16 protein-coding genes are annotated in these 18505 nt (G+C 66.3%); 3 read left to right on the top strand and 13 right to left on the bottom strand.

The features are described from left to right. Window positions 1–189: 189 nt before the first annotated feature. The gene (locus LZ012_RS13640; RefSeq protein WP_275711362.1) at window positions 190–1854 is read left to right on the top strand and encodes a methyl-accepting chemotaxis protein; all 1665 of its coding nucleotides are present in this window, start codon (window positions 190–192) and stop codon (window positions 1852–1854) included. 406 nt (window positions 1855–2260) lie between these two features. On the opposite strand, the gene LZ012_RS13635 is transcribed toward LZ012_RS13640, so the two are convergent. The 3 genes from LZ012_RS13635 to LZ012_RS13625 form a co-directional block, all read right to left on the bottom strand. Then, window positions 2261–3598 carry an isochorismate synthase gene (locus LZ012_RS13635; RefSeq protein ID WP_275711361.1) on the bottom strand — a complete coding sequence of 446 codons (1338 nt, stop codon included), beginning with the start codon at window positions 3596–3598 and terminating at the stop codon, window positions 2261–2263. Continuing rightward, the gene (locus tag LZ012_RS13630; RefSeq protein WP_275711360.1) at window positions 3595–4863 is read right to left on the bottom strand and encodes a class I adenylate-forming enzyme family protein; all 1269 of its coding nucleotides are present in this window, start codon (window positions 4861–4863) and stop codon (window positions 3595–3597) included. Before LZ012_RS13630 ends, LZ012_RS13635 begins: the two co-directional genes overlap by 4 nt. 144 nt (window positions 4864–5007) lie before the next feature. Then, the gene (locus tag LZ012_RS13625) at window positions 5008–5784 is read right to left on the bottom strand and encodes a ferredoxin--NADP reductase (protein ID WP_275711359.1); all 777 of its coding nucleotides are present in this window, start codon (window positions 5782–5784) and stop codon (window positions 5008–5010) included. A 99-nt stretch (window positions 5785–5883) separates the two neighbouring features. Between LZ012_RS13625 and LZ012_RS13620 the strand changes: the two genes are divergently transcribed. Together LZ012_RS13620 and LZ012_RS13615 are read left to right on the top strand one after the other, a co-directional pair. Further along, window positions 5884–6807: a LysR family transcriptional regulator gene (locus LZ012_RS13620; protein WP_275711358.1), complete on the top strand. Its 924-nt coding sequence runs from the start codon at window positions 5884–5886 to the stop codon at window positions 6805–6807. Window positions 6808–7028: 221 nt separating this feature from the next. Next, entirely contained in the window at window positions 7029–8030 is a 1002-nt protein-coding gene (locus LZ012_RS13615; protein WP_275711357.1) for a PEP-CTERM sorting domain-containing protein, read from the top strand. Between the two features lie 99 nt (window positions 8031–8129). Here LZ012_RS13615 and LZ012_RS13610 read toward each other — a convergent pair whose 3' ends face one another. The 10 genes from LZ012_RS13610 to LZ012_RS13565 all read right to left on the bottom strand — a co-directional run bounded on the left by LZ012_RS13610 (window position 8130) and on the right by LZ012_RS13565 (window position 18463). Next, window positions 8130–9098, bottom strand: a complete 969-nt coding sequence (locus LZ012_RS13610; protein WP_275711356.1) for a hypothetical protein — start codon at window positions 9096–9098, stop codon at window positions 8130–8132. 69 nt (window positions 9099–9167) lie between these two features. Then, a complete protein-coding gene (locus LZ012_RS13605) occupies window positions 9168–10517 on the bottom strand; it encodes an ATP-binding protein (protein ID WP_275711355.1) in 1350 nt (449 codons plus the stop codon). After that, on the bottom strand, window positions 10514–11170 hold the full coding sequence (locus LZ012_RS13600) for a response regulator (protein WP_275711354.1): 657 nt from the start codon (window positions 11168–11170) through the stop codon (window positions 10514–10516). Before LZ012_RS13600 ends, LZ012_RS13605 begins: the two co-directional genes overlap by 4 nt. A 12-nt stretch (window positions 11171–11182) precedes the next feature. Then, the gene (locus tag LZ012_RS13595) at window positions 11183–11788 is read right to left on the bottom strand and encodes a cytochrome b/b6 domain-containing protein (protein ID WP_275711353.1); all 606 of its coding nucleotides are present in this window, start codon (window positions 11786–11788) and stop codon (window positions 11183–11185) included. A gap of 3 nt (window positions 11789–11791) precedes the next feature. Next, window positions 11792–12253, bottom strand: a complete 462-nt coding sequence (locus tag LZ012_RS13590) for a cytochrome C (protein ID WP_275711352.1) — start codon at window positions 12251–12253, stop codon at window positions 11792–11794. Window position 12254: 1 nt separating this feature from the next. Further along, on the bottom strand, window positions 12255–12659 hold the full coding sequence (locus tag LZ012_RS13585) for a DUF1924 domain-containing protein (RefSeq protein WP_275711351.1): 405 nt from the start codon (window positions 12657–12659) through the stop codon (window positions 12255–12257). A gap of 92 nt (window positions 12660–12751) precedes the next feature. Further along, window positions 12752–13990, bottom strand: a complete 1239-nt coding sequence (locus tag LZ012_RS13580) for a TolC family protein (RefSeq protein WP_275711350.1) — start codon at window positions 13988–13990, stop codon at window positions 12752–12754. Further along, entirely contained in the window at window positions 13987–14289 is a 303-nt protein-coding gene (locus tag LZ012_RS13575; protein WP_275711349.1) for a DUF3240 family protein, read from the bottom strand. Before LZ012_RS13575 ends, LZ012_RS13580 begins: the two co-directional genes overlap by 4 nt. Then, the gene (locus tag LZ012_RS13570) at window positions 14282–17380 is read right to left on the bottom strand and encodes an efflux RND transporter permease subunit (RefSeq protein ID WP_275711348.1); all 3099 of its coding nucleotides are present in this window, start codon (window positions 17378–17380) and stop codon (window positions 14282–14284) included. The genes LZ012_RS13575 and LZ012_RS13570 overlap by 8 nt, the downstream gene beginning before the upstream one ends. Window positions 17381–17386: 6 nt before the next feature. Next, window positions 17387–18463: an efflux RND transporter periplasmic adaptor subunit gene (locus LZ012_RS13565; RefSeq protein ID WP_275711347.1), complete on the bottom strand. Its 1077-nt coding sequence runs from the start codon at window positions 18461–18463 to the stop codon at window positions 17387–17389. Between the last annotated feature and the right edge of the window lie 42 nt (window positions 18464–18505).

The raw sequence follows: 18505 nt of genomic DNA, 5'->3' as shown, positions 1-18505 counted from the left end.
TCCATGTGATTCTTGAAGTATAGGCTTCAAGCCCATCATTTTGTTGCACTAATGTTGCAGCGAAATGACAAAGGGGGTAATCGGGCATGGGCTGGGCGATATCCGTCCGGCGCCGGCGGGACGGTAAATAGAATGAAACATTGAGTGGCTAGACTGATTTTACTTTTGTCATTTTGAGTGAATTTTTTCATGGTCGCCCTTGATTTGCTTTCCATTCGCCTGCGCATGCTGTTGATGGTCGGTATCGGTGCCGGATTCGGCCTGCTGTTGCTGCTTACCGCCCTGTTTTCCTTTTCAGGCTTCCGTGACGATATCCGCCAGGTCTCCGGCGAGGTGGCCGGGACATCGCAGGCGTTGGCGTTGGTCAGCGGTGCGCAGAGCGCCTTGCAGGCCCAGCAGCGCGGCCTGAACAGCATGCTGCTGCGCAGTTTCATGGCCGCCGAATTCGAGAAGGGGAAGGCCGAGTTCCTGGCCGGGCGCAATTTGTTCTGGCAACAACTCTCCGCCTTGGAAGCGCTCGGCAGGCAGGCCGCCGCCCGGGATGGCGAGCGCGTTGCCGAGATACGCAAGCTGGCCACCGAACTGAACCAGCTCTACGACCAGGTGCTGGCCGAGAACGAGCCGGGCATGCCGAAATACGCGCTGATGGTCGATGCCGCCATTCGCGATGCCGATGCACCGCTGGTCGCCGCGCTGGGCGGCCTGTTCGCTTCGATCAGCGATGCCGCCGCGCATGGTGCGCGCAATGCCTCCGATCTGGCCGATGCGCGGTACGGCGAAAATGTCTTGTCCATTGCGCTGGTCGGCGTGGTCGGCACCGTCATTTCGCTGGCCTTTGCCGCCTGGTCGTCGCGCCACATCCTGCGCCGTCTGGGCGGCGAACTGGAGCCGGTGGTCATGGCCACCACGCGCGTCGCCGCCGGCGACCTGACGCAGCGCATGGACACCGGTAAGGCCGCCGCCGATTCGCTGGTCGCCTCGGTCGAACGGATGCAGGAGAAGCTCCGCGTGCTGATCGGCGACGTCAAATCCGGCGCCGCGGTGACCTCCGCCAACGCCCTGGCCCTGCGCCGCTCGGCGCACGAGGTGGCGAGCACCACCAGCATGCAGAGTGATGCGTCGGCCACCATCACGGCGGCTATCCAGGAACTGACCACGGCCATTGCGGCGATGGCGGAAAGCGCCGGGAGCGCTGCGGATGCAGCCAGAAAGACCCGACAGACGGCCAATGAGAGCGGCGTGGTTATCCACCAAGCGATTGGCGAAATCGGCCTGATATCGGAGCAGGCCAGCGCCTCGGCCAATTCCATGCGCGACCTGCAGCAGCACACCGTGGAAATCTCGCGCTTTGCCCGCGAGATCAAGGAGATTTCCGAACAGACCAACCTGCTGTCGCTGAACGCCGCCATCGAAGCAGCGCGGGCGGGCGAGGCCGGCCGCGGCTTCGCGGTGGTCGCCGACGAGGTGCGCAAGCTGGCCAATCGCACCTCGGAGACGACCTTCAAGATCGAAGGCCTGGTGACCCGGCTCAGCGCCGCCGCCAGCCAGACTAGCGAGGCCGTCGCGGCGACCGCCGAGCGGGCGCAGCGGGGCACCCGTCTAGCCTCGGCCACCGAAGCGGCGATCCAGAAAATCGAGGCGATTTGCGAACAATCGGCGGTGGCCGCCAACGAGATCGTCGAGGTGCTGGGCGAACAGCGCCTCGCCGCCGAACACATCGCGCAGAACACCGAGCGCATGGCGCAGATGATCGAGCGCGGCGCCAAGGCAGCCGGCGAATCGTCGGCCTCGGCCGAGGAGGTGGCCCTGCTCGCCACCCGCTTGCACGACAGCACCCTGCAGTTCAGCGTGTAGTCGTGGCTTCGCCTCCGCGCCGGGGCCGCCGTTCCGGCATGGGGCTGCGCCGGCCGTTCCTCGCGCGGCGGATCATGCGCCGTATGGCCGAACCTAGACGAGGCCGGCCATACGGCGATGCCGAGGGAACCCATCTGAGGCGGCTGGCGGCCAAATAGTTATGCACAATATCCGTGGATAAAGGTGTGGATTGCCTGTGGGTAACTGTGGGCAAGCGACGCCCCGCCATGGGAGCGCTTACGCTGCCTGCACAATGGGCAAAAAATGACAGGTGAAAAAAGAACCCCCAGCACGTGGGGGCCAAGTATGGAGAGAGTCGTTATGCAGGGTCACTGTAGCTGAGGTATTTTGCAGAATTGTGACGACGGCATCGCCCTGAGCTGAACCGTCTTTTTCTCTGCACCGCTCAGGCTTGGCGACTGCTGCGAGCGATCTGCCGGTCGGGGTTCAGCGCAGCGAGCAGGGTGCCCAGCTTGGCTTCGGTCTCGGCCAGTTCCTGTTGTGGGTCGGAACCGGCGACGATGCCGGCGCCGGCCTGCAGTTCGGCGGTATTGCCGTCAAGCAGCGCCGAGCGCAAGGCAACCGAGAATTCGCCGTCGCCATCCGCGGTCAGCAGGCCGAAACCGCCGCTGTACCAGCCGTGGCGCCGCTCGTCGTGGGCGGCCAGCCAGTCCCGGGCGGCAGCACTGGGGAAACCGCCGACGGCCGGGGTCGGGTGCAGGGCGCGGACCAGATCGAACAGGCTGCCGTCGGCGTGGCCAATTCCCGAAATGCGGCTGCGCCAGTGGCGCAGGACGCCGGCCGGGTGTTCCTCGGGTTGGCCGACTTGCGGCAGGCCGTCGCACCACGGGGCGAGCGCGTCGACCACGGCGCGGATGACCAGCGACTGCTCGTGGCGGTTCTTGTCGTCGGCAAGCGCCGGCGACCCTGGCCACGCCGTGCCGGCCAGCGCATCGACGTGAATCTGACGCCCGGCCTTGCGCACCAGGCGCTCGGGCGTGGCGCCGAGGAAGGTTTGCCGGCCATTGCCGTAGGCATAGACGACGCTGCCTGGCTGCTGGACATCGAGGGCGGCGAGGATGGCGGCCGGGGCGAAGGGGGTGTCGCGCTCGACCCGGCGGCAGCGGGTGAGGACCACCTTGTCGAGACGGCCGCTGCCGATGTCGCGCAGGGCGGCCACTACGCGGGCCATCCAGGCGCGGTCGGCCAGCGCCTGGGGGCGGCCGGGGCGCAGGTCAGCCATTTCTCTGGGCGCCGTGTGCGCCAGCCAGGACGGCCATTCGGCCAGGGCCTGGACGAGGCGACCGGCCGGGGTGCTCAGGGTGACCGAGCAGGCGCCGTCGCGGCATTCGAGCAGGATGGCCGGTATGGCGAGCAGGGCGTTGGGCAGCGGCGATGCGTTGTCGTCGGCGAAGGCGAAGCCGGAGAAGGCGAGGGCCGGGCCATTGCGCCGCCAATCCCGGCGGAATCCGGCGAAAGCGCCGTCCAGTGCGGCAAAGCGGTTGCTGCCCGCGCTTTCGACATGCAGGGCGTGGCCGATGCCGAGGCGGAATTCGCCATGTTCCGGCCGGGCGCGATACCACCAGGGCTGACCGGTGGGCAGCAGATGCAACCAGTCGGACGGCGGGACGGAAAGATCGAGGCGCAGGCTGAGCGGCGCCGAGGCCGGGGCGCCGGCTGCCAGCGCGGCGAACTGCTTGGCGGTGTCTGGCGCGCTGATCTGGCGCAGCAGGCTGGTGATCACGCTGCCGCTCCAGCCGCCAGGTGGCGCAGGGCGGCTCGCTCCAGCTTGCCGGCAGCGTTGCGAGGCAGGCGGTCGAGGCGGTGGATGCGACGGGGCAGCGCGGCGGCGGGCAGGTGCCGGCGGGCGTGGGCGAGCAAGGAGTCGTTGTCGATGGCGCCGACGATAAGGGCGACGACGAGGTCGCCCCATACCGGGTCGGGCAGGCCGGTGACGGCGACGTCGACAACGCCGGGACAGCCGGCCAGGCAGGATTCGATTTCCTGCGGATGGACGTTGCGGCCACCGCTGATCAGCATGTCGTCGGCGCGGCCGAGCACGGTCAGGCGACCGCCGGCGTCGAGGCAGCCGAGGTCGCCGGTGGTCAGCCGGCCGTCGGCGTCGATGCCGCTAGCGTCGAGATAGCCGGCCATCACTTGCGGCCCGCGAATCTGGATGCGTCCGTCGTCGCCGATGCGGACCTCGTGGCCGGGCATGGGGTGACCGACCAGGCCTTCGTGCCACGGGCCATCGTCCGGAGCGAAGGTGGCGACCTGGGCGGCGGTTTCACTCATGCCGTAGCTGACGTAGAGCGGCCAGCCAGCCGCCGTGGCCCGTTCGTAAAGCGGGGCGGAGAGGGCGGCGCCGCCGATCAGGACGGCACGCAGCGAGGCGGGCGGGGCGCTGCCGAGGTCGAGCAGGCGGGCCAGCATGGCCGGGACCAGTGAAATGTGGGTGACCGGGCGGGCGACAAGGTCGCGGGCGACCTTGTCGGCAGCAAAGCCGTCGTGCAGCAGGACGCCGGCAGCAGCCCGGGCGCAGCGCCACAGAATGCTCTGGCCGCCGATATGGTAGAGCGGCAGGCAGTTCAGCCACACGTCGCCGGCCTCCAGGCCGAGGCTGGCGTTAGCCGCGGCTGCCGCAGCATCGAGCTGGGCGGCGTCGAGCAGCACGGCGCGCGGCTGGCCTTCGCTGCCGCTGGTCGAGATGATCAGCGCAGTATGGGGCGGACAGTCATCCAGCGCAGGGGTAAACCGTTCCGGCGGCAGCGGGAAGAAGGGGCGCCGCTGGGCGCTGCAGCGGTAGGCGGCCAGGGCCAGTTCGAGGCTGCTGTCGCTGCTCGCTACCGGGCCGGTGCCGGCAGGCATGCCATCGGCGGTTTCGCTGGCCAAGTCGGCAAACGTCCATGTCCGTTCGCCGACGATCAGCGCAGGCCGCTCCGGCCAGTGCGCGGCGGCGCGGGCGAGATGGTCATGGAGCGGAATGGGCTTCGAACCAGCGGGCTTCATAAGCTGGCGATTATACTTGCCCGGCCACCGGCGGCCGGTGAGCCAGATCAAAATTCCGCCAAGTCGCGCCCGGCGGCTTAGCGCAGAAATTCGCCCCCTAGGCCGGGAGGGTAGCCAAGGGGGCGGAGCGTGGATCAGGCGCTATTACTGCTCGACGAAGGCGCGTTCGATCACGTAGTCGCCGGCTTCGCCGATATGCCCGGAAACCTGGAAGCCGTAGCCGTCGAGCATGGCCGAGACTTCCTTGAGCATGGCCGGGCTGCCGCAGATCATCGCGCGGTCGGTGGCCGGGTCGAGCGGCGGCTGGTCGATGTCGGCGAACAGCTTGCCGGAGTAGATCAGTTCGGTCTGCCGCCCCTCGTTGCGGAAGGGTTCGCGGGTCACCGTCGGGTAGTAGATCAGCTTGTCGCGGATGTCGTCGCCGAGGTATTCGTGGTCCTTGAGGTCTTCCTCGATGTAGTCGTGGTAGGCCAGTTCATTGGTCCACCGCACGCCGTGGATGAGGATCACCTTCTCGAAGCGCTCGTAGGTTTCCGGATCGTGGATCAGGCTCATGAACGGGGCGAGGCCGGTGCCGGTGGCGAACAGGAACAGGCGCTTGCCCGGCTTGAGGTCGCGCAGGACCAGGGTGCCGGTCGGCTTGCGGCTGACCAGCAGCGAGTCGCCCGGCTTCAGGTGCTGCAGGCGCGAGGTCAGCGGGCCGTCCTGGACCTTGATGCTGAAGAACTCGAGGTGGTCCTCATAGTTGGCACTGGCCACGCTGTAGGCGCGCATCAGCGGCCGCCCCTCGACCTCCAGGCCGATCATCACGAATTGCCCATTGGCGAAGCGCAGGGCTTGGTCGCGCGTGGTGCGGAAAGTGAACAGATTGTCGTTCCAGTGATGGACCGAGAGGATGGTTTCGGTATTGAAGGCACTCATGGTTTGGCTTTCCCAAATAAGGGTGACGAGTTGAGTCTAGACTACTTTTTTGATTCAAATAAACGGATAATTTGATTAATTGTTATTCATGAAATCGATATGAAATTCAGCCTGCGCCAGATCGAAATTTTCTCGGCGATTGCCCGCGAACAGAATGTGTCGCGCGCCGCCGAGCGGCTGGCGATGTCGCAATCGGCGGCCAGCAATGCGCTGGTCGAGCTGGAGCGGCAGTTCGACTGCCCCTTGTTCGACCGCATCGGCAAATCGCTGCATCTCAACGCCTCCGGGCGGGGCTTGCTGCCGATGGCCGAGCAACTGCTCGACCAGGCGCACGAGATCGAATCCCTGCTCGACGGCGGCCGGCTCGCCCCGTTGACGGTGGGGGCGACGCTGACCATCGGCAACTATCTCGGCACGCTAGCCATCGCCGAATACATGCGGCAGTACCCGCAAGCCCAGGTCAGCCTGCAGGTGGCGAATACGCGGACCATCGTCGAACGGCTGCTGCGTTTCGAGTGCGATATCGGCCTGATCGAAGGCGAGGCCAGCCATCCGGACCTGCTGATCGAACCGTGGCTGGAAGACGAACTGGTCGTTTTCTGCGCGCCGACGCATGCGCTGGCTCAGCAGGGTGCGGTCGATTCAGCCGCGCTGGCTGCTCAGGACTGGATATTGCGCGAGCCGGGCTCGGGGACACGGCGCCAGTTCGACTTGATCGTCGCGCCGCAGATGGGGCGCTTCACCCTGCGCCTGGAACTGGAACATACCGAAGCCATCAAGCGGGCGGTCGAATCGAATCTGGGCATCGGCTGCCTGTCGCGCCTGGCACTGCGCGAGGCTTTCCGGCGCGGCAGCCTGGTCGAGATTTCGACCCCGCAATTCGACCTGCGCCGCCATTTCTATGTCGTCCGCCATGCCCGGCGGCACGAGAGCAGGTCGGTTCAGGTGTTTCGCCGGATGTGCGACGACATCTGCGGGCAAGCGCCGCGCACGGCGGAACTGGCGCTGCCATTTATCCCTTAAGTGTTCCCGTGGCCGGATAGCTAGCTAAATCAGCCGAGATAGCGCTTGCCGGAGGTGTCGGGAATATTTACAGAATGTCAAAACCACACCAATTATCAACGTGATATTTATGACGATAGTCATATATGGCTATGTTTTGTTAGGGAAATTTTAATAAAATTTATTTATGGCATGTATGTTGCTCCAGTCTTGGTATAGGTCAATAGCAATAGGGGTCCATCATGAAATCAGCTTTTACTAACTCCAGAGCCGTACGCAGCGTGCTCGGCGTGGTTGCCGCAGTGTCGGCAAGTAGCGCCTTCGCCCTTACCCTGCCAGGTGTGACTTCATGCGGCTATGCCCCGCCGTTCGAGAATCTGATGTGCTACACCTCTCCGGAGACCGGGGGGCGTTTGTATGTCGGTAGCGTACACGACGATTTCATTTCCTATTCAGCCAACAATCTGGCCATGTATGCCGGTATCAAGGATGCAAACAACAATCCGGTGTACACCAGTTTGTCTGAGTGGGGCAGCTTGCCGTCCTTCGGTTCTGGCCAGATCGTCAAGATATTCAGCTTTAACAATTCCAATAACGGGACTTTTCCTGACCCGACTATCGGCACCAATGACAACAAGTCTGCACCCGATGCCGATCTGACGCCGAAAAACGACGGTCAATACGCAGGGCAATGGCCGGTGGGAGCGAGTGTGACCATCGCCCAGTTGAAGGCATTCTTGGGCGCCGGCGTGACGTCGCCGGTTTTTACCTTCGACCTGAACGAATTGGCGCCGGGATTGGATTTGAATGGCTTCATGCAGGTACGGCGTAATGGCGTTGCCCTGAATGGCGCCACTTTCGCGTTCGATAATATCGCCAACCATTCCTATGATCCCAATTCTCTGGTTCATGCACTGCGCACCCAACCAGTATCATGGTTTGATCCGGTGGTGTGCGCAGCGTTTCCCGGCAATATCTGTACGGTTGACGTCGACAACGATGTCGGTAGCGGCAAGCCGGATTTCTTCACTTACGCGATGAACTTCAACCTGTATGACTATCAGGATACGGATACGCTCTACTTCTACATGGCCATGGCCGACATCGATAGCGGTGGCGAGGAACTGGCATTGACCAATGCGGTTACTCCGACCAACCAGGTTCCAGAGCCTGCTTCGCTGGTCCTGCTGGGTGCGGCAATTCTTGGTTTGGGTATAGCCAGCCGCGGGAAGAACAAAGCCTGATCGCGGCTTTCCGGATGTGAAAACGGGGCCTAGGCCCCGTTTTTTATTTGTGGATTGATGACATCCACAATCGCTATCTTCAGATTTTCTGAATGCCGATCACACCGGCAGCGTAATCGGCACCAGCGGTGCCCGGCCGGTGGCCAGATAGACCGCACAGCGTTCGGCGTATTCCTGGGTGCTCTTCGGCATGGCCGTGCGGGCACGGGAAATGTAGAAAATCAGGTCTCGGCCCTGGCGGATCAGTTGCAGGCCGTCGGACAGGTTGTAGGTCAGCGGCGACGGGTTCTGCCCGGTTTCGCTGATCAGCGCGAGGTCGGTCAAGCGTTCGCCGGCGGTGACCATGCGCGCCCAGACGTCGAAGATGTCGCCGTCGGTGCGCAGCGTCTCGGTCTTGATCTTGGCGGAGGAAGCCAGATCGAGGACCGGGGCCTCGATATTGGCAAAGGCCGGGATGGCGCTGAAGGTGTCGATGATGACCTGCGAAATCCGGTCGATGTCGCGCAGGACGCGGCCGATCTTGATGTAGCGGCTTTCGTAGAAGTCCTCGAGCGGGATCGAGAAGGCGCGGAAGGGTTCGCCCCACAGTTCGTCGATGCCTTCCTCGCCACTGCGGTGCAGCACGCACCGGCCCAGTTCCATGGCGTCGAGCAGGCATTTGCCGCATTCGCGCATCAGCGGGTTGGTGCTCAGGATTTCGATGCCGCAGGCCTGCAGTTCGACCAGCTTGCGAAAAATGTCGGCCGCCCGGTTGAACAGCGCGCCGGCCAGCATGGCGCCCTTGACCCGTTTGCGGGCAGTATCGGTTTCGTTTTCGTAGCTGGCGCGCGCTTCGTTGAGGCGGGTGCCTGGAATATTCAGGCCGTGCTCGGTGTGGTTGAACAGGCGGCGGGTCAGCGCCTCGATCAGCTTCTTCTTGGCTTCCAGCGTATCGGCCGGCACCGGATAGGTCTTGATCCAGTAGCCGTCGTACAGCACCCTTTCCTGACCTTCGATGATCCGACGCGTACCTTCCGGCAGGTCGTCCGTCGCCTTGGGGGGCGGAGCCAGTGTTTCAGTCATGTTCATGATGATGTGACGTCGATCCTTGTATCCGGCTTGGCCTGAAACCAGCGACTGCTCAGGTTGATGCCAAAGTCATGGTGTGCTGTGTTGCGCGGGAAATTGTACTCCGATATCTAGGCCTTTGGTCATAGGCGATGTGTCTAGACACAACCGGGCGCCATGAAGTTCCGCAATTCGCGCAACGATGGCGAGTCCCAGGCCGCTGCCGGGCTGCCCTCCCTGGTCCAGTCTATGGAAACGCTGCAGGACAGCGTGGCGCTCTTCCGGCGGAATGCCGGGGCCGCTGTCGCTGACCGACAACTTGAGGCCATTGTCGTGGCGTTCGATGCGGACCACGACCTGGCCGCCTTCCGGCGTGTAGCGCACGGCGTTGTCCACCAGATTGCGGATCAGCACGCGCAGCCATTCGGCCTGGCCGATGAGTTTCGCCCCGGCGACCGCTTCGAGATCGAAATCGATGTTGCGGGCCAGGATCTGCGGTCCGAGGTCGGCGCACACCGACTCGGCGAGCGCGGCAAGGTCCACCTCCTGCGGGTCGGGCAGGCCCGACTCGGGGTCGAGGCGGGCGAGCAGCAGCATCTGGTCGACCAGGCGGGCGGCCCGGGTGAGTCCGCTCTGCAACTGCTGCAGCGAGCGGTCATGCTCGCCGGCGTCGCGCGCCCGTTGCGCTACCTGCAACTGGGCCTGCAGGGCGGCGAGTGGGGTGCGCAATTCGTGGGCGGCGTCGGCGGTGAACCGGCGCTCGGCTTCGAGCGTCTGTTCGACGCGCAGGAAGAGGCCATTCAGGGCCTCGATCAGCGGACGGATTTCAGCCGGCGCGGCGGCCGGGCGTATGGCCTGCAACTGCTGCGGGTCGCGGCTGGAGATCTGGTGCGCCATGCCGTCCAGCGAGGACAGGCCGTGGCGGGTGGCGAGCCAGACCCACAAGCCGATCAGCGGCAAGCCGAAGAGGGCAGGGACGAGCAGGCGCCAGGCGATGTGGCCGATCAGTTCGTCGCGGATATGGTGGTTCTCGCTGACCTGGACCTGCAGGCTGCGTTCCTCGTTCCACTGGCTGAAATGCCGCCAGTGGCCGTCTTCGCCTTGCGTTTCCGAAAAACCGGCCGCCGTTGTGAGCGGCGTTTCCGGGGCATTGTTGGAGCGCATCAGCAGCTTGCCGTCGGCCTGCCAAATCTGGAAACGCAGGCGGCGCTGATACTTGTGGCCGGCCGCACCGAGATCCTCGATGCCTTCGCCGCCGTCGTGGCCGGCCAGCGCGAGCAGGGTCTGCGCTGCCTGGGCGATCTGGGCGTCGAACAGTTCATCGACTTCATGATGGGCGTCGATGTAGCTGAAGATCATGGTCACCAGCCAGGCCGCTGCGACGCCGCCGAGCAGCAGCCCAAGCAGTCGCCGGCGCAGCGAGAACCAGACGGTGGTCATTTCGGGATGGTGTAGCCGACGCCGCGCAGGGTGCGGATCAGTTCGCTGCCCAGTTTCTTGCGCAGGTGGTGGATATGCACCTCTAGGGCATTGCTGTCCGGCTCGTCGCGCCAGCCGTACAGCGATTGTTCGAGCTGGGTGCGGGTCAGCACGCGGCCGGCGTTCTCGAGCAGCAGGTGGAGCAGCGAGAATTCGCGGCTGGACAGTTCGACCTCCTGGCCGCCCAGCGTGACGCGGTGGGCGGCCGGATCGACGGCCAGCTCGCCGTGCACCAGCAACGGTGCCGCACGGCCGGCCGAACGCCGGGTCAGGGCGCGGATGCGGGCGGTCAGTTCGTCGAGATCGATGGGCTTGACCAGGTAGTCATCGGCCCCGGCGTCGAGGCCGGACACCTTGTCGCCGGTGGCATCGCGCGCGGTCAGGATGAGGATGGGCATGTCCAAGCCGCGGCTGCGCGCGCGGTGCAGCACTTCCATGCCGGACAGCCGGGGTAGCCCGAGATCGAGCACGACGAAGTCGAAATTCTCGCTTTGCAGGGCCAGGTCGGCAGCGTGGCCGTCGCGCAGCCAATCGACTGCGAAGCCGGCCTGGCGCAGGCCGACGGTCAGGCCGTCGCCCAGTTCGGGATCATCTTCGACGAGCAGGATACGCATGCAAACATTCTATCAGCTTGCCAGCCACCAGCCGGCGGCGACTACCCAGGCGAGCAGCAGGACGGCAGCGAGTGGGCGGGGCGAAGCGATGGCCTCTTCCGGTGAGCCGGATTTGCGCCCTGTGAGCATGGCGCGGACCAGGTTTTCGCCATGCAGCAGGCTGCCCGAGAACACGCCGGCCAGATGCACGACGACCACGGTCAGCATGGCGGTGGCCAGTCCCTCATGCACCTCTTCGAGCCAGTGACCGCCGATCTCGTTGTAGTGCGCCCAGCCGCTGATGCCGGTCAGGATGCCGAGGCCGAGCAGGGCTACGATGGCCCAGCCGCCGGCCGGGTTGTGCCCGGCATGGTGAGCTGGCTGCAGGCGCAGCAGGCTGGTCAGGTAGTCGACGACGGCACGCGGGCCGCGGACGAAACTGGTAAACCGGGCGTAGCGGGAGCCGACCACGCCCCAGAGCAACCGGAAGGCGGCTACGGCGAGCACGGTGCCGCCGGCCCAGGCATGGATCAGGCGGAAACTTTCGCTTTCGGCGGTCAGCCAGGCGACGATGAAGCCGCCGACCATCAGCCAGTGGCCAATACGTACCGGCCAGTCCCAGATCAGAATTTTTTTCATGATTTACTCCCGTAGTTCAGGAATGGCGATGTCGTGTTCGCCGAAATGACCGTTGGCAGCGCCGCGATGGCACGCCTCGCAATTGGCTGCCGACTTGACGCGCGGATCGCGCCAGAAACGGGCTGGTACCTCGCGGTGGTGGCGTACGAAACGCGCGGTTTGGGAAATGCGGGGCGGATTGCCGGCGTCGCCGAGGCGGCTGAGGCTGCCGGCATGGCGGGCGAGGAAGGCAGCGATGGCCTGGCGTTCCTCGGCATTCAGGCTGGCATCGCTGCCGAAGTGGGTGTCCAGCCCGGACAGCAGGCGCCGCCAGTCGCCGGAAGCGAGCAGGGATGGCGGGTAGGGCAGGTGGCAACTGCCGCATTCGGCCCGATAGCTGGCCGGGGTGTCGGCTGGCAAGGGCAGGCGGTCGGCCAGTGCCGGTAGGCTGATGGCAAGCAGCAGGGCGGGGATCAGCTTTTTCATGTCAGCGTCCCTCGCTCAAGTAAGCGATGAAGTCCGCTTTCTCGGCTGCGCTGCAGGCCCGGCCGACGACTTCCTTGCAGTTGCGGCCAAACCATTTTTCCACCTTGGCCGGATCGGTGAAACGCTCGCCATTGGTCGCAACGGCCAGCGGGCGTATGGTTTTGCCGGTGACGGCATGCTGGCCGCTGGCGAGCGGGTTGTCGGTGTGGCAACTGCTGCACGCTGGCATCTTGTCGTTGATGGCGAAGCGCTGGTGGAAGAAATTCTTGCCGCGTTCGGCGCTGGGCGTGAAGCCGGGTTGTCGGGCTGCTGCTTCCGCGGCGTAGGTTTGCCCGATCTGGCCGGGCGTCTCGGCATGGCCGAGCAGGCTGGTGCCCAGCAGGAGCAGGGCGGTGATTGTTTTCATGTCGGTTCTCCATGGGGTTGGTCCATGGAAAACAGTCTAGAAAGCCTGCCTTAAGCGTGACTTAGCCGAGGCTTAAGGCAGGCTTAAATGGCTCAGTCGAAGTCCCACAGGCGATGCGCATCGAGCAGCAGGCGGTAGCGCAGTTCGAGGGCGTCGAGTTGGAGCAGGCGGGCGTTCAGCTGGGCTTCGTTGGCCAGGCGGCGGGTAGTCAACAGGTCGTTCAGGCTGCCTTCGCCCAGCTGGTAGGCGCGCGCCGTCATGTCGGCGGCACGGCCGAGGTGTTCGGCGGCATCGCGTCCGGCCTGCCAGGTCGCCACGGCGGCGCGGGCCGAGTGGTACAGGGCGGCAGCTTCGGCGGTGATCTTCTGGGTGGTGGCGGCTTCGCGGCGCCCGGCCACGTCGGCCTGGGCCAGCGCAGCATCGCTGCTCGCCCGGCGTGCCGTACCCGGCAGCGGGATGCTGACATAGGCGCCGACGACGCGCTCTTCGCCGGCCCGTTCCCGGGAGACATGGATACCGACGGTCGGGTCGGGCAGGCGCTCGCGGCTGCTGCGGCCGGCGACAACCTGGGCGCGCTGGGTTTCCTGGCGGGCCAACTGGTATTCGTGGCTGTGTTCGAGCAGGGCGTTGATCCAGTCTTCCTCGCTGCCCTCGATGGCCACCGGCTCGCCCAGTACGCTCGGTGCCTGGACGGGCAGGCCGGGAAAGCGGCGGCTGAGGTCGTCGCCGGCCGTCTGCTGGCGGACCCGGGCCTGCGCGAGCTGGGCCGCGGCCTGCGCTGTTGCCGCCTCGCTCTGGATCGTTTCGACGCGCGCCGCGTCGCCCAATTGCTGGCGGCGGGCGACCGACTTGCCTTGGTGGTCGAGCAGGGTGAGTTGCTCATTCCACTGGGTCGCCGCGGCGCTTTCCTTCAGCCAGACGAACCAGGCTTTGAGCAGGGCACGCCCGGATTCGTGCAGGGCGTCGCCGTAGGCGGTTTCGGCCAGCGAGACGCCGGCGGCGCCGATTTCGGCGTCGAGCGCCGCCTTGCCCGGCAGGCGCAGCGGGCGTTCGAGGGCAGCGTTCCACTCATTGAAGCGTTCATCGCTGGCGCTCACTGGGCTGACCCGGCGCTGCTGGGCGCCCAGGCGCACCGACCATTCGTGGGAACCGGCTTCGAGCCGGCTGCGATTCGCCTCCTCGACGCGGATCTGGCTGGACGCTGCCTGGACGTTGGGATTGCCGCGCAGGACGCGGGCGACGATCTCGCTCGGCGGCAGCTCGGGGGCCAGCTCGGCGCCTAGGCTGCTGCCGGCGATACCGGCCAGGAAGATGAGAGCGAAATACTTCATAGGCGCCCCGAGTCGATGACCGGCGTCATCCAGAAAAAGATGTTGGCGTGCGGCAACTCGCGCCGGATCAGGGCCAGTACTTCGCGCTTGGCTGCTTCCGGGCCGACGGTGCGGATCACGGTACGCGGCGCATGGCCGGCCACCAGGTCGGCATCCTCGACCAGCGGGATGGCCGAGCCATGCCCCTCGGCGGCGTTGGCGGTGAAGCCGGGGACGAGGTCGGGACGCGACAGCAGCAGGTCGGCGACGTGCTGGGCGACGTCGTCCGGCATGATCAGGGTGAGCAGGACGTCAGCCATTGGATTTTCCGTTCAGGGCCGCCGCCGGTTCGAGGCCGAAGCGGCGGAACAGGATGGGGAGCAGGATCAGGGTCAGGGCGGTCGAGGACAGCAGGCCGCCGATGACGACGATGGCCAGTGGGCGTTGCACCTCGGAACCGGGGCCGCTGGCGAAGAGCATGGGCATTAGGCCGAAGGCGGCGATGCTGGCGGTCATCATCACCGGGCGCAGGCGGCGCTTGGCGCCCTCGACCACCACTTCGGCAACGCTCATGCCGCGGGCCAGCAACTGGTTGAAATAGCTGACCATCACCACGCCGTTGAGTACCGCGATGCCGAGCAGTGCGATGAAACCGACCGAGGCCGGCACCGACAGGTATTCGCCCGAAACCAGCAGGCCGAAGACGCCGCCGATCATGGCGAACGGGATGTTGGAGAGAACCAGCAAGGCCTGGCGAACCGAGCGGAAGGTCGAGAAGAGCAGGAAGAAGATGAGCAGCAGGGCGATGGGCACGACGATCATCAGGCGGGCGGCGGCCCGCTGCTGGTTCTCGAACTGGCCGCCCCAGGCCAGGCGGTAGCCGGCCGGCAGCTTGACGTCGCGGGCGACGGCGGCGCGGGCGTCGTCGACGAAGCCGACCAGATCGCGGTCGCGCACGTTGGACTGGACGACCACGTAGCGCTGGGCGTTCTCGCGGTCCACCTTGACCGGGCCGTCGATACGGACAATCTTCGCCACCGAGGCCAGCGGCACGCTGCCGCCACCGGGCAGGGCCAGGCGCAGGGCCTCGAAATCGGCCGGCGAGCCGCGCAGGCTTTCCGGGCCGCGCAGGACGACCGGGGTGCGCCGGCCCTGCTCGATCACAGTGCCGACCTGGCGGCCTTCGAGCAAGGCCTTCAGGTCGTTCTGGATGTCGTCGACGTTGAGCCCGAAGCGGCCGGCGGCCAGCCGGTCGACGGCGATTTTCAGGTACTGCACGCCATCGTTTTTCAGCGTGAAGGTGTCCTCGGCGCCGCGCACCTTCTTGACCGTATTCTCGACCTCGACCGCCAGCCGGTTCAAGGTGGGCAGATCGGGGCCGAATATCTTGATCGCCAGGTCGCCGCGCACGCCGGTCAGCATTTCGGAAACCCGCATGTCGATGGGCTGGGTGAAGGCGTAGCCGATGCCCGGGAAGTCGGCCATCACGGCGCGCAACTGGTCGGCCAGCCAGGCCGGATCGGAGTGGCGCCAGGTCGAGCGCGGCTGCAGGACCATGAAGGTATCTGTCTGGTTGAGGCCCATCGGGTCGAGGCCCAGTTCGTCCGATCCGGCGCGGGCGACGATGGCTTTCACCTCGGGTACCTTGTCCAGGATGGCCTTCTGCACGGTGCTGTCGATGGCAACGGTCTGCTCGAGGCCGATGGACGGCAGTTTTTCCAGCTGCATGATCAGGTCGCCCTCGTCCATGGTTGGCATGAAGCTCTTGCCGAGCAGGAAGAAAGCGCCGGCCGCGGCGGCCAGGGCGAGCACGGCGCCGGCGAGGTAGGGCCGGCTGTGGGCCAGGGCGGAAGCGAGGACGCGGTCGTAGGCGGCCGACAGCCGGCGCACCAGCCACGGCTCCTGATGCACGCCGCGCCGGATCAGCGCCGCCGCCAGCACCGGCACCACGGTCAGCGACAGCAGCAGCGAGGCGGCCAGCGCGAAGACGATGGTCAGCGCGACCGGGCCGAACATCTTGCCTTCCAGCCCCTGCAGCGTGAGCAGCGGCAGGAAGACGAGGATGATGATGACGATGCCCGAGGCGACCGGCGCGGCCACCTCGCGGGCGGCGCGGAAGACCAGGTGCAGGGTCGGCAGCTTGGCGGCGGCCGAATCCGGCGCGTGCGCCAGCTGGCTTTCGACGTTCTCGACGACGACCACGGCGGCATCGACCAGCATGCCGATGGCGATGGCCAGGCCGCCCAGGCTCATCAGGTTAGCAGACAGCCCGGACAGGCGCATCAGGATGAAGGTGGCCAGCGCCGACAGCGGCAGCATCAGCGCGACGACCAGCGCGGCGCGCAGGTTGCCGAGGAAGGCGAGGAGGAGGAGCACGACCAGCACGATGGCTTCGAGCAGGGCCGTGGACACGCTGCCGACGGCCCGGTCGACCAGATTGCTGCGGTCGTAGAAGGGGACGATGCTGACGCCGGCCGGCAGGCTGGGGGCGATTTCGGCCAGCCGGGCCTTGACGCCCTCGACCACGGCCTGCGCATTGGCCCCGCGCAGGCCAAGCACCAGGCCTTCGACCGCCTCGCCGCGGCCGCTCTGCGACACTGCGCCGTAGCGGGTCAGGGCGCCGAAGCGGACCTCGGCCACGTCGCCGACGCGGACGACCATGCCGTCGCGGGCCTGCAGCACGATGGCGCGCACGTCGTCGAGGCTGGCGATGGCCCCTTCGGCGCGGACGAGCAGGGATTCCTCGCCGTCGTTCAGGCGCCCGGCCCCGTCGTTGCGGTTGTTGGCTTCGAGCACCGCGTGCAGGTCCTTTAGCGCCAGGCCGCGGGCGGTCAGCAACTGCGGGTTGGGCACCACTTCGAAGGTGCGCACCTCGCCGCCCAGGCTGTTGACGTCGGCAACGCCGGGAATGGTGCGTAACTGCGGACGGATCACCCAGTCGAGCAGGGCGCGCTTGTCGGCCAGCGGCAGGTCGCCCTCGATGGTGAACATGAACATTTCGCCGAGCGGCGTGGTGATCGGCGCCATGCCGCCCGCCACGCCCGGCGGCAGGTTGCCCAGCGCCCCGGCCAGGCGTTCGCCGACCTGCTGGCGGGCCCAGTAGATGTCGGTGCCGTCCTCGAAATCGATGGTGATGTCGGTCAGCGCGTATTTCGACACCGAGCGCAGCAGGCGCTGGTGCGGGATGCCGAGCATCTCCTGCTCGACCGGCACGGCGATGCGGGCTTCGACTTCCTCCGGCGTCATGCCCGGGGCCTTCAGGATGACCTTGACCTGGGTGGTCGACACATCGGGAAAGGCGTCGATGGGCAGGCCGAGCAGGGCGTGGATGCCGGCGCCGATCAACAGCGCAGTGAGGACCAGGACGAGCAGGCGCTGGGTCAGCGAAAAGCGGATCAGGGCGGCGAGCATGGCTGCTTACTCAATGCCGACGCCGGTGTACATGGCCTTCAAGCCGGAAACGCCCTTCACGGCGATGCGTTCGCCCGGCTTGACGCCGTCGACGAGCACCCCGTCGCCGCCTTGGCCGAGGATACGTACCGGGCGCGCCTCGAACTGGCTAGCCTGCTCACCGCTGGCGGTTTGCACGAAGACGAAGGTCTTGCCCTCATGGCGAGCCAGCGCCGAGGCCGGCAGTTGCTGTCCAGTGCCGGCCCCTGTCGGTAAGGCCACGGCGACGACCTGGCCGGGTGTCAGGCTGGCCGCGCCCTTGTCCACGGCGGCACGGAGTAGCACGGTCTGGCTCGCCGCATCGACGGCGCGGCCGACGGCGATCAGCTTGCCGCTGACTTCGCTGTCGGCCAGCTTGACCGCCATGCCTTCGCGCAGCCCGGCGGCAACGGCTAGCGGCGCCTGGATTTCCAGCCACAGCGGCGACAGCTGGGCGATGCGGTAGATCGGGGCGGCGGCTTCGACGCGCTGGCCGAGTTGCACCGACTGTTCGAGCACCACGCCGTCGACCGGCGCGACGAGGGCGAGCGGGCCGCCCAACTTGCCCGGGACGATACCGGCCAGGGCCAGGCCCTGTCGGCGTTCCGAAGCCTGGGCGCCAGCCTGGGCGGCGGCGGCGCGCGTCGCCTGGAGCCGGGATTCGGCGATCAGGCCTTCGGCGAACAGCTGTTCGTCGCGTTTGAGGTTCTGTTGCAGCAGCGCCGACTGGCTGGAAGCCTGCAGCGCATCGCGCTGCAATTCCAGCGCCTGCGGGCTGGCTAGCCGGGCGACTACCTGGCCCCGCTTGACGGTCGAGCCGGGGGCCACCGCGAGCAGGTCGATCATGCCGCCGACCGGCGCGGCGACCAGGCGCATCTGGGTATTGGGCACCACGACGCGGGCCGGCAGCGTGCCGGAACGCAGATCGCCGCCGTCGCCGACGGTGCCGGTGGCGATACCCAGTGCCTTGAGCTGGGCGGGTTGCAGCGACAGGGTTTCGCCGGCTTCGGCGAGCGGGCAGGCTACGGTGAGGGCCAGTAGCGACAGGATCAGGCGTGGGGACATGGCAGGGTCCGGAATGGGTTCCGTCGCAGTCTAGCGCCCCAA

This window comes from Dechloromonas hankyongensis, from assembly GCF_022012295.1.
Classification (GTDB): domain Bacteria; phylum Pseudomonadota; class Gammaproteobacteria; order Burkholderiales; family Rhodocyclaceae; genus Azonexus; species Azonexus hankyongensis.
This window is presented reverse-complemented; position numbering and strand designations above follow the sequence as displayed.